The sequence below is a fragment of the Quatrionicoccus australiensis genome (assembly GCF_020510525.1).
In the GTDB taxonomy this organism is placed as follows: domain Bacteria; phylum Pseudomonadota; class Gammaproteobacteria; order Burkholderiales; family Rhodocyclaceae; genus Azonexus; species Azonexus australiensis_B.
In genome coordinates, this window is sequence record NZ_CP075188.1 from 1,369,242 (window position 1) to 1,380,128 (window position 10,887).

Annotated in this window: 11 protein-coding genes; 6 read left to right on the plus strand and 5 right to left on the minus strand. The window is 58.0% G+C overall.

The features are described 5' to 3' along the window. Positions 1-15 precede the first annotated feature (15 nt). From rpmE to KI612_RS06595, 5 genes are all read right to left on the minus strand, one after another. Positions 16-237: a 50S ribosomal protein L31 gene (gene rpmE, locus KI612_RS06575; RefSeq protein ID WP_226443020.1), complete on the minus strand. Its 222-nt coding sequence runs from the start codon at positions 235-237 to the stop codon at positions 16-18. Positions 238-351: 114 nt separating this feature from the next. Continuing rightward, complete coding sequence (rho, locus tag KI612_RS06580; RefSeq protein ID WP_226443021.1) at positions 352-1,611, minus strand: transcription termination factor Rho; 1,260 nt, start codon at positions 1,609-1,611, stop codon at positions 352-354. A gap of 157 nt (positions 1,612-1,768) precedes the next feature. Beyond that, positions 1,769-2,095 (minus strand): thioredoxin TrxA, encoded by a 327-nt coding sequence (gene trxA, locus KI612_RS06585; protein WP_226443022.1) that lies wholly within the window; start codon positions 2,093-2,095, stop codon positions 1,769-1,771. Between the two features lie 105 nt (positions 2,096-2,200). Further along, complete coding sequence (locus KI612_RS06590; RefSeq protein ID WP_226443023.1) at positions 2,201-2,803, minus strand: response regulator transcription factor; 603 nt, start codon at positions 2,801-2,803, stop codon at positions 2,201-2,203. Further along, positions 2,800-4,836: an ATP-binding protein gene (locus KI612_RS06595; RefSeq protein ID WP_226443024.1), complete on the minus strand. Its 2,037-nt coding sequence runs from the start codon at positions 4,834-4,836 to the stop codon at positions 2,800-2,802. Before KI612_RS06595 ends, KI612_RS06590 begins: the two co-directional genes overlap by 4 nt. A gap of 89 nt (positions 4,837-4,925) precedes the next feature. Here KI612_RS06595 and KI612_RS06600 point away from each other — a divergent pair, with 89 nt between their 5' ends. From KI612_RS06600 to ndk, 6 genes are all read left to right on the plus strand, one after another. Further along, entirely contained in the window at positions 4,926-6,275 is a 1,350-nt protein-coding gene (locus tag KI612_RS06600; RefSeq protein ID WP_226443025.1) for a dicarboxylate/amino acid:cation symporter, read from the plus strand. Positions 6,276-6,434: 159 nt separating this feature from the next. Then, positions 6,435-7,439 carry a TRAP transporter substrate-binding protein gene (locus KI612_RS06605; RefSeq protein ID WP_226443026.1) on the plus strand — a complete coding sequence of 335 codons (1,005 nt, stop codon included), beginning with the start codon at positions 6,435-6,437 and terminating at the stop codon, positions 7,437-7,439. 62 nt (positions 7,440-7,501) lie between these two features. Further along, the gene (locus tag KI612_RS06610) at positions 7,502-8,284 is read left to right on the plus strand and encodes a TRAP transporter small permease (protein ID WP_404818080.1); all 783 of its coding nucleotides are present in this window, start codon (positions 7,502-7,504) and stop codon (positions 8,282-8,284) included. Then, complete coding sequence (locus tag KI612_RS06615; protein WP_226443027.1) at positions 8,281-9,564, plus strand: TRAP transporter large permease; 1,284 nt, start codon at positions 8,281-8,283, stop codon at positions 9,562-9,564. Before KI612_RS06610 ends, KI612_RS06615 begins: the two co-directional genes overlap by 4 nt. Positions 9,565-9,678: 114 nt before the next feature. Further along, a complete protein-coding gene (locus tag KI612_RS06620) occupies positions 9,679-10,365 on the plus strand; it encodes a hypothetical protein (protein ID WP_226443028.1) in 687 nt (228 codons plus the stop codon). A 71-nt stretch (positions 10,366-10,436) separates the two neighbouring features. Continuing rightward, a complete protein-coding gene (ndk, locus tag KI612_RS06625) occupies positions 10,437-10,865 on the plus strand; it encodes a nucleoside-diphosphate kinase (protein WP_226443029.1) in 429 nt (142 codons plus the stop codon). Positions 10,866-10,887 lie beyond the last annotated feature (22 nt).

A 10,887-nucleotide genomic window follows, 5' to 3' on the forward strand; every position in this document is an offset into this window, starting at 1 on the left:
TGCGATTCAGCCAGATCAGGCAGAAGCCTTGCCGCGCATGGCGCCGAACTTCTGGTTGAACTTTTCAACGCGACCCGCGGTGTCGACGATCTTCTGCTTGCCCGTGTAGAACGGGTGGCAGAGCGAGCAGACTTCAACATGAAGGGCTTTCTTCATGGTCGACTTGGTGGTGAAGGTGCTGCCACAGGAGCAGGTTACCTGGATTTCGTTGTACTCGGGATGGATGTCGGCTTTCACTTTGTGTCCTTTCGTTATGCGACCGGCGGATGTGGCCGACCTGGAAAACGCGTGATTATCCTCGAATAATCACGCGCTTGCAATACTAAATGCCTGTTTTTCCTGGCAGTCTGTTTAGCCGCGACGCATTGCGTCAAAAAACTCCTGGTTGCCCTTGGTCGATTTGACCTTGTCGAGCAGGAATTCCATGGCTTCGAGATCGTCCATCGGGTAGCAGAGCTTGCGCAGGACCCACATCTTCTGCAGGACGTCCGGCTTGAGCAGCAGCTCTTCACGACGGGTGCCGGAACGGTTGACGTTGATCGCCGGGTACATCCGCTTCTCGGCCATGCGGCGGTCGAGGTGGATTTCGGAGTTGCCGGTACCCTTGAATTCTTCGTAGATCACTTCGTCCATGCGCGAACCGGTGTCGATCAGCGCCGTGGCGAGAATGGTCAGCGAGCCGCCTTCCTCGATGTTGCGTGCGGCGCCGAAGAAACGCTTCGGTTTCTGCAGGGCGTTGGCGTCGACGCCGCCGGTCAGTACCTTGCCGGAAGCCGGTTGTACGGTGTTGTAGGCGCGGGCGAGGCGGGTAATCGAGTCGAGCAGGATGACGACATCCTTCTTGTGTTCGACCAGGCGCTTGGCTTTCTCGATGACCATTTCGGCAACGGCGACGTGGCGCGAGGCCGGTTCGTCGAAGGTCGAGGCAACGACTTCACCCTTGACGGTGCGGGTCATTTCGGTGACTTCTTCCGGACGCTCGTCGATCAGCAGCACGATGAGAATCACTTCCGGATGGTTGGCGGTGATGGCGTGTGCAATGTTCTGCAGCATCACCGTCTTGCCGGTCTTCGGCGGGGCGACGATCAGGCCGCGCTGACCGCAGCCGATCGGGGCGATCATGTCGATGACACGGCTGGTAATGTTCTCTTCGGACTTGATTTCGCGTTCGAGCTTGAGATGGCGCGTCGGGTGCAACGGCGTCAGGTTCTCGAACATGATCTTGTTCTTGTTGGCTTCCGGCGGGAAGCCATTGATGCGATCGAGCTTGGTCAGGGCAACATAACGCTCGCCATCTTTCGGCGTACGAATCTCGCCTTCGATGGTGTCACCGGTACGCAGGTTGAAGCGGCGGACCTGCGACGGCGAGACGTAGATGTCGTCCGGATTGGCCAGATAGGAGGTATCCGGTGAACGAAGGAAACCGAAGCCGTCCTGCAGCACCTCAAGCGTGCCATCGCCGTAGATGGTGACGCCTTTTTTGGCTTCATTCTTGAGAATGGCGTAAATCAGTTCTTGCTTGCGCATCCGGTTGGCGTTCTCGATGCCGGCTTCGGTGGCCATGTCGAGCAGCTTGCTGACGTGATGCGTCTTTAGTTCGGAAAGTTGCATGTGTGGGTGTACGTGGCGCCAGAACGGGGGCCGGACAAAAGAAGCCGGAACCAGGGCGCAGATTTAAATGCTTGAGGAGGGGAGGACGTCAGGCGGTGTGCCTGCCACGTCGGCCTGAAGACGCAGAACGCATCTTCAGGCGGGGAGCGTACGGTGATTACAGGTTGCTGTCAATGAATGCGGCGAGCTGGCCCTTGGAGAGGGCGCCAACCTTGGTTGCTTCGACGTTGCCGTTCTTGAAGATCATCAGCGTCGGGATGCCGCGGATGCCAAACTTGGCCGGCGTAGCCTGGTTGTCGTCGATGTTCACCTTGGTGACCTTGAGCTTGCCGGCATATTCGGCAGCGATTTCGTCAAGGATGGGGGCGATCATCTTGCAAGGGCCGCACCATTCTGCCCAGTAATCGACGAGAACCGGTTGCTGCGCCTGCAGCACTTCGGCTTCAAAGGTGTCGTCGGTGACGTAATGGATGTGCTCGCTCATGAATTGCCTCGTGAATGGAGTGAACCGGAGTGTCGGGAAACTGGTGCCGGAATGGCACTGGTATTGCGGCAAGATGCTAACGAAAAAAGGAGGCTTAGGGAAGGGTCAGCGGCCGGGTTTGAGCAAATTGGCCAATTCGACGGCAGTCTTGACCTGCATCTTGTCGAAAAGGTTGGCTCTATGCACTTCCACGGTGCGCATGCTGATGTTCAATTCGTCGGCAATGACCTTGTTGAATTTGCCGGCCAGCACCAGTTCCATGATCTGGCGTTCGCGGGTGGTCAGGCTGGAAAGTCGGGTATTCAGCGAGTCGACCGTTGCGCTGGCAACGCGCTGGCGGGCGTCGAGTTCCATGGCTTCCTCGATGCGGGTCGCCAGTTCGTTGTCATTGAGCGGTTTTTCGAAAAAATCGAAAGCCCCTTTTTTGAGCGTGCTGACCGCCAGCGGGACATCGCCGTGGCCGGTCAGAAAAATGACCGGCAGACTCGAGTTCTGCTCGCGCAATTTGTCGAAACAATCGAGGCCGCTCATGCCCGACATCCGCATGTCGAGTACGATACAGCCAGCCAGTTTGCTGTTCCAGGCGGCCAGGAAGTCTTCAGCGTTGGCGTAGGTGGTGCAGGGGATACCGCGTGACTGCAGGAGCCAGGAAAGGGCATCGCGGATCGCTTCGTCGTCGTCGACCAGGTGGGCTTGCGGCGTATTCATGCGGTTTCCAGGGGCAGGGTGAATGAGAATATCGTACCGTTTCCGGTGGGTGAGTCGGGATTGTCCTCGGCCCAGAGTCGGCCACGGTGGAATTCGATGATCGAGCGGCAGATCGACAGGCCAACCCCCATGCCTTCCGGCTTGGTGGTGAAAAAGGCGGTGAACAGTTTTTCCCGGATTTCGGGCGCGATGCCGCAGCCATTGTCGGCGACGCTGATTTTCAGTTCGGCATCTGCGATGCTGGTCTGGATGTGCAAGCGACGATGGGCCTCTGGTGTGCTTGCCATGGCTTCCATGCCATTGCGGATCAGATTGAGCAGCACCTGTTCGAGCATCAGGCGATCAGCCGGAATCGGTGGTAGCTGAGGCATGTCGCAGTCTATCCTGACGTGGCGCTTGCGGGCGTCGGACTCGATGAAGCCGAGGCAGTCGTCGATGACTTCCGTCAGTTGGCAGGGCGCGCGCTTGGGTTCGCTCTTGCGCACGAAGTCGTGTACCCGGCGAATGATGCGGCCGGCACGCTGGGCCTGGACGCCGATTTTCTCCAGCGCCGGCCGGATGTCCTGCGGCGTGCAGTCCGGGCGTTCGAGCAGGTTGAGGCAGCCGCTGTTGTAACTGGCGATCGCAGCCAGTGGCTGGTTCAATTCGTGCGCCAGGGTTGAGGCCATTTCGCCCATGGTGACCAGACGCGAGGTGAATTGCAGCTGTTCCTGTTGCTGCCTGGCCAGTTCCTCGGCGTGTTTGCGTTCGGTGACGTCGAGTACGGAGGCCATCCAGCCGGTGTGCCGCCCCTTGCCGTCGATCAGTTTTGCTTCATAAACCAGGGCGTGGAAACGTTCGCCGTTCTTGCGCATGAAGGTGATCTCGAAACCGTCGAGCGGCGCCTTGCCTGCCATGACCGACTGGTGCACGGCAAAGGTCTCGTCTATTTGTTCCGGAATCCAGTAGGGCATGGGTGGCGTGCTGCCGACCAGTTCCTCGCTGGAAAAGCCGGTGATCTTGCAGAAAGCCGGGTTCACATAAATTACCTTGCCATTCAGGTCGCGGGCGCGCATGCCGACCGTCAGCGAGTCTTCCATCGCGGTCCGGAAAGCGTGTTCGGCGCGCAAGGCTTCTTCGGCGCGCGAGCGCTTCTTCATCAGGTCGCGGACAATCCACAGACTCCATAAAACGCCGGCGGCGAGCGTGATGATGGCAATGGTGAGCAGGCGTTGCAGCTGGTTGGTGTTGTTCTGATAGCTGCTGATCCGCAGTTTGAGGCCGTAGCCGGGGGGGTCGAAGAGTATTTCGTAAATCTGGTTGCCGACGTCGTCAATCCGCGTTTTGGCGGCGTACTGGACTTCGTTGTCATCGATGATGACAACCTTGTATTTTTCGGTGAACCACCAGGGAACCAGGTTATTGAGCAGGGCTTCGAGCGGGTAGACGGCGACCAGCATGCCGGCGAATTTCTGGTCGTGGTAGATCGGGACGACGACCTCGATGAAGGCGCGGTTGTTTTCCAGGAAAAAAGGCTCGCTATAGACCAGCTTGCCCAGTCGGCGGGCCATTTCGAAAGCCTTTTCGGTGATGGGAGGGCCGAATGCCTCGATTTCGTGCTCCGGTGGCGTCATGCTTGGCAGCGCGTTGATGACTTTGCGTTGCGTGTCGAACCAGAGCAGTTGCGAGATTTCGGGGTTGTTCTTGAGCAGGTGGCTGGCCCGCAGTTCGAAGGTGTGGCGCGGTTTCGGCAACAGGGTCATGTCGACCGCCAGTTGTTGCAACTGCTCTTCGTTGCCGTTCAGATGAAACTGCAGGTTTTGCTCAAGCCAGAGGACATCCTTGATCAGTCCGCTGCGCTCCTCGTCGACTTCGTTGAGATGCAGCAGCCAGAGCAGGCTGAGCAGGGCAGTGACGAGCAGGATGATGCCGAACTTGGGCAGGGCGAGCAGCCAGCGCAGTTGGTGCGGGCTCGGGGTGCGGGCTTGGGCGACGGGGGGCATCGGTAAATGGTACATCACGTTCTTTTGCGAATTGACATTGGGGCTATCCACAATTCGGATTTCCACAATGGCCGTTGCTTGGTGCTTTGGTGATACTCGGGAAAATTCTCAATAGACCATTTCCAGAGGAGTCGATTCGCGTGGCCAAAAAGTCCGTCTTCAAAAGCCTGTATTTTCAGGTGCTGGTTGCCATTGCCCTGGGGGTCAGTCTCGGGCATTTCTATCCCGAGTCGGGGGCGGCCATGAAGCCGTTGGGGGACGGGTTCATCAAGCTGATCAAGATGATCATCGCGCCGATCATCTTCTGTACCATCGTGGTCGGCATTGCCGGCATGGAAGACATGAAGAAGGTTGGCAAGACCGGCGGCCTGGCGGTGCTTTACTTCGAGGTGGTGAGCACGATTGCGCTGATCATCGGTTTGATTGTCGTCAATGTGTGGGCACCGGGTGTCGGCATGAATGTCGATCCGGCTTCGCTTGATACCAAGGGCATCGCCAAGTATGCCCAGCCGGGCCAGATGCAGTCCACGGTTGATTTCCTGATGAACATCATCCCGACCAGCGTCGTTGATGCCTTCGCCAAGGGCGACATGCTGCAGGTGCTGTTCTTCTCCATCCTCTTCGGCTATGCCATGCACGCCTTCGGTGAGCGTGGCAAGCCGGTCTTCGAGCTGATCGAAAAGCTGTCGCACGTCCTGTTCGGCATCGTTGGTGTGATCATGAAGGTTGCTCCGATCGGTGCCTTCGGCGCCATGGCCTACACCATCGGCAAGCATGGCGTTGGTAGCCTTACCCAGCTGGCCAGCCTGATGGGGGCCTTCTACCTGACCTGCGTGATTTTCATTCTGGGGGTATTGGGCAGCATTGCAGCGGTCCACGGCTTTTCCATCATCAAATTGATCAAGTACATCAAGGAGGAGCTGTTCCTGGTGCTTGGCACTTCCTCGTCGGAGTCGGCATTGCCGCGCCTGATGGCCAAGATGGAAAACGCTGGCGCCCAGAAGTCGGTGGTTGGTCTGGTCGTGCCGACAGGCTATTCCTTCAATCTTGACGGTACCTCGATTTACCTGACGATGGCTGCTGTGTTCATTGCGCAGGCGACCAACACGCCCCTTGATCTGGAGCACCAGATTACCTTGCTGGTCATTCTGTTGCTGACTTCCAAAGGGGCGGCAGGGGTTACCGGCAGTGGCTTCATTGTGCTGGCAGCCACACTGTCTGCCGTTGGTACCGTGCCGGTAGCCGGTCTGGCGCTGATTCTCGGGATCGATCGCTTCATGTCGGAAGCACGGGCATTGACCAACTTCATCGGTAACAGTGTCGCGACGCTGGTCGTGGCAAAGTGGTGCAATGCGCTCGATAGTGCCAAACTCAGTGCTGTGCTCAATGGCGAAACACAGGATGAGGCTGATTTCCCCGAATTGGTGCTTGATGATGCACAGGAGCCACCGATTCCGCACAGTCCGCGTCCCATCGTTGAACATCACTGATTTTCCGAACGCCCGGATTACCCGAACCGCCAGCCAGTCTGGCGGTTTTTTATTGGGGCGTATCATGTGGATAACCACAATACGCGGCGGTTTCGTATTTCGTAATAATTTCACTTGGTCGCAATTTTCCCTGCGATTCCATTTTTGGAGGAGAAAACAATGAAAGTTTCCAAACTTCTGGTTGGTCTGCTGGCCGGTGCCCTGTCTCTGGCTGCCTATGCGCAGCAGCCGATCGTTATCAAGTTCAGTCACGTTGTTGCTGCCGATACGCCCAAGGGCAAGGCGGCCGAAATGTTCGCCAAGAAAGCTGGCGAGTTGACCAAGGGCCGGGTCAAGGTCGAGGTTTATGCCAACTCGACGCTGTACAAGGACAAGGAAGAAATGGAAGCGCTGCAATTGGGCGCGGTTCAGATGCTCGCGCCGTCGCTGGCCAAGTTCGGTCCGCTGGGCGTCAAGGAATTCGAAGTGTTTGACCTGCCGTTCATCTTCAGCGATTACGATGCGCTGCGCAAAGTGACCAATGGTCCGGTCGGCAAGCAACTGCTGACCAAGCTCGAACCCAAGGGGATTCGCGGCCTGGGCTACTGGGACAACGGCTTCAAGTCCTTCTCGGCGAACACGCCGATCAAGACCCCGGCCGATCTCAAGGGCAAGAAGATGCGTATTCAGTCGTCCAAGGTGCTTGAGGAGCAAATGCGTTCGCTTGGTTCCCTGCCCCAGGTGATGGCTTTCTCCGAGGTTTATCAGGCCTTGCAAACCGGTGTGGTCGACGGTACGGAAAACCCGATTTCCAATCTCTATACGCAGAAAATGCATGAGGTCCAGAAGCATCTGACCCTGACCCAACATGGCTATCTTGGTTACGCCGTGATCGTTAACAAGAAGTTCTGGGATGGCTTGCCGGACGATGTGCGCAAGCAGCTTGATGATGCCATGGAGCAGGCGACCCGTTACGCCAACCAGATCGCCAAGGTTGAAAACGACAGCGCTCTGGATGCAGTGAAGAAGAGTGGCAAGACCGCTGTTTACACGCCGACCCCGGCTGAGCGCCTTGCCTTCAAGAAGGCGCTGGTGCCGGTGCATCAGAAGATGGAAGGTCGTGTCGGCAAGGAAGTCATCCAGGCAGTTTACAAGGACACCGGTTTCAAGCCCGACAGCCTGTAATTCGCCAGTGAAATAAAAAAAGATCGGGGGCTGCGGCCCCCGGATCACAGCAGGGGACACTTATGCTGAACAAAGCACTAAATCACCTAGAAGAGCTGTTGGTGACCTTCCTTATGGGAGCGGCCACCCTCATCATCTTCATCGCGGTCATGCACCGCTACCTGGCCGGGGTGGAAATTCCCGGGCTTCAGGACTGGTTGCTGACGCTCAATTTCGGCTGGACGCAGGAACTCTGCATCATCATGTTCGTCTGGATGGCCAAGTTCGGTGCTGCCTATGGTGTGCGCACCGGCATCCACGTCGGGGTCGATGTACTGATCAATCGTCTTGGTGATGGCATGCGCGGCAAATTCATTGTTTTCGGCTTGCTCGCCGGTGCCTTGTTTACCGGCATCGTGGCGACGCTGGGGGCGCATTTCGTCTGGGAAAACGGCGCGCATTACGCGATCTTCCAGTTCCTCGGGCTGGATACGGGTGACAACTATGAAGGGCCGACGACGCCCGATCTCGAGTGGCCGACCTGGATTGTCTACAGCGCCATTCCGCTCGGTTCTTCGCTGATGTCCTTCCGCTTCCTGCAGGTGACCTGGAGTTTCCTGAAGACTGGCGAATTGCCGCATCACGATCATGGTCATGTCGACGGGCTGGATGACGAGACGCCGCCAGTCGATGTCAATCTTTATGGCATGGATGACAACCTGCACATGCACGATCTGAAGCATCCGTTGATGGGCGAGCGCCGGAGTGGTAGCGAGCGCCGTGAGCAGGATGGTGGCGTGCCGGCAGGCGAAGAGCATCGCCATGGCGAGCGGCGTGGTGGCAACGGTAAAGGAGAGGCGCAATGAACGCCCTGGTGATTTTTGGCCTCTTGGCCGTACTGATGCTGACCGGCATGCCGATCTCGATTTCGCTTGGCCTGACCGTGTTGACCTTCCTGTTCACGATGACGCAGGTGCCGCTCGAATCGGTGGCTCTCAAGCTGTTTACCGGTATCGAGAAGTTCGAGATCATGGCGATTCCCTTCTTCATTCTGGCCGGGAATTTCCTGACCCATGGCGGGGTGGCGAAGCGGATGATCAATTTCGCAACCTCGATGGTCGGCCACTGGTACGGTGGTCTCGGTCTGGCCGGCGTCGTGGCCTGTGCGCTGTTTGCCGCCGTTTCGGGATCCAGTCCGGCGACGGTCGTGGCAATCGGTTCGATCCTGTTGCCGGCCATGGTCAAGGCAGGCTTTCCCAACAAGTTCGGGGCTGGCGTCATTGCCACGTCGGGGGCGCTGGGTATCCTGATTCCGCCGTCCATCGTCATGGTGATGTACTCGGTGGCGACCAATACCTCGGTCGGCGCCCTGTTCATGGCCGGTGTCATTCCCGGTCTGGCGTTGGCAGCAACCTTGGGTGGGGTGACCTGGTATCGCGCCAGGAAATACGACTATCCGCGCCAGCCGAAGGCGACCTGGGGGGAGCGCTGGAAGGCTTTCCGGGCTTCCGTCTGGGGCTTGCTGTTGATCGTTGTGGTGATGGGCGGGATTTATTCCGGCATCTTCACCCCGACTGAAGCGGCAGCGATGTCAGCGGTCTACGCCTTTGTTTGTGCCGTTTTCATCTACCGCGACCTGGGCCTCAAGGATGTGCCGAAGGTGCTGCTCAATTCGGCCAACATGTCGGCGATGCTGCTCTACATCATCACCAATGCCGTGCTGTTCTCCTTCATCATGACCAACGAGAACATTCCGCAGGCGCTGGCTGACTGGATGCTGGGCAATGGTCTGGGGACGATCACCTTCCTGCTGGCGGTGAACATCATCCTGCTGCTGGCCGGGAATTTCATGGAGCCGTCGTCGATCGTGCTGATCTTTGCGCCGATTCTCTTCCCGGTTGCGGTGGCGCTCGGCATTCATCCGGTGCATTTCGGTATCCTGATGGTGGTGAACATGGAAGTCGGCATGTGTCACCCGCCGGTTGGTCTCAATCTCTATGTCGCTTCGGGTATTACCAAGATGGGTATTACGGAATTGACCATTGCGGTCTGGCCGTGGCTGCTCTCGATGCTTGGTTTCCTGATGCTGGTGACTTACTGGCCGGAGCTGTCGCTCTGGTTGCCGCGGACCCTGGGCATGATCTGATTCTTGCCTGCTGTTTTGGTAAAAAGGCCGTCTTCCGGCATTGTCGGAAGGCGGCCTTTCTGTTTCGGCAGGGAGGCTGTGGCACAATCGCCTTCTTTTTGCACCGGTGCCCCCATGAAATTTGCCCTGTCGCTGATTGCCTTCGTTATTGCGGCGCTGATCCTGCCCTTCTTTTTGCCCGGCCTGGGCAAGCAGGAAGGTGTCGATCCGAACAGCAACCTGCCCTGGCAGATCACGCTCGACGGGCAGGGCGGGAGTTCGGTGTTCGGTCTGCAGCCCGGGGTCAGTACGCTGGCTGACGTGCGTCGCCGCCTGGGCGACACGATTGAGGTGGCGATCATTGCCCAGCCGGACGAGGAAGGGGCGCTGGAAGGCTATTACTCGCAGGTGCCGCTCGGTTTTGTCCTGGCCAAGGTGATCGTGACGGTCGACGTCCCGAAAGAGACGATTTTGGCCATGCGCGAGCGCGCCCTCAAGGCGCAGCACATGGAAAGCACGACGCGCAAGATTACCCTGCATCCGGACGATCTGGCGCAGGCCGAGCAGATGCGGGTCAAGGCGATCAGTGTCATTCCGACGGTCAATCTTGATGAAGCGACGGTGGTTCAGCGCTTCGGCCAGCCCGGTGAGCGTCTGGTGGTGTCGGAAAAGCGGACGCATCTGCTTTACCCGCAGCAAGGTCTCGACGTGCTGGTCGATTCCGATGGCAAGGAGTTGCTGCAATATGTCGCGCCGCGCAACTTTGCGACGCTGGTCGAGCCCTTGCGGGCGGCGGAGGCGGCAAAAGCCGTGGTGCAGTGAGGCGGGCGTTCGCATCGCTATTCTGCTAAAATTGCCCGTTTTTCAACTGTCTAGCTTTGCGGAGCAATCATATGGCTATCGAACGCACCCTCTCCATCATCAAACCCGACGCTGTTGCCAAGAACGTTATCGGCAAGATCTACTCCCGTTTTGAAACCAACGGTCTGAAGATCGTTGCCTCCAAGATGGCCTGGTTGTCGCCGCAGGAAGCCGGTCAGTTCTACGGCGTGCACAAGGAGCGTCCTTTCTTCAAGGATCTGGTTTCCTTCATGATTTCCGGTCCGGTGATGATCCAGGTTCTGGAAGGCGAAAACGCCATCGCCAAGAATCGCGAACTGATGGGCGCGACCGATCCGAAGAAGGCTGACGCCGGCACCATCCGCGCTGATTTCGCCGAATCGATCGATGCCAACGCCGTGCACGGCTCAGATGCCCCGGAAACCGCCGCTGTTGAAATCGGTTTCTTCTTCCCGGGCATGAATGTTTACGCTGGCCGCTAAGAGCAGCTACTAGGATCGAGGA

Bases quoted from the DNA above. Each gene is read 5' to 3' on its own strand.
- rho (WP_226443021.1), bottom strand. From the start codon at position 1,611: ATGCAACTTTCCGAACTAAAGACGCATCACGTCAGCAAGCTGCTCGAC.
- trxA (WP_226443022.1), bottom strand. From the start codon at position 2,095: ATGAGCGAGCACATCCATTACGTCACCGACGACACCTTTGAAGCCGAA.
- KI612_RS06590 (WP_226443023.1), bottom strand. From the start codon at position 2,803: ATGAATACGCCGCAAGCCCACCTGGTCGACGACGACGAAGCGATCCGC.
- KI612_RS06605 (WP_226443026.1), top strand. From the start codon at position 6,435: ATGAAAGTTTCCAAACTTCTGGTTGGTCTGCTGGCCGGTGCCCTGTCT.
- KI612_RS06610 (WP_404818080.1), top strand. From the start codon at position 7,502: ATGCTGAACAAAGCACTAAATCACCTAGAAGAGCTGTTGGTGACCTTC.
- KI612_RS06615 (WP_226443027.1), top strand. From the start codon at position 8,281: ATGAACGCCCTGGTGATTTTTGGCCTCTTGGCCGTACTGATGCTGACC.
- KI612_RS06620 (WP_226443028.1), top strand. From the start codon at position 9,679: ATGAAATTTGCCCTGTCGCTGATTGCCTTCGTTATTGCGGCGCTGATC.
- ndk (WP_226443029.1), top strand. From the start codon at position 10,437: ATGGCTATCGAACGCACCCTCTCCATCATCAAACCCGACGCTGTTGCC.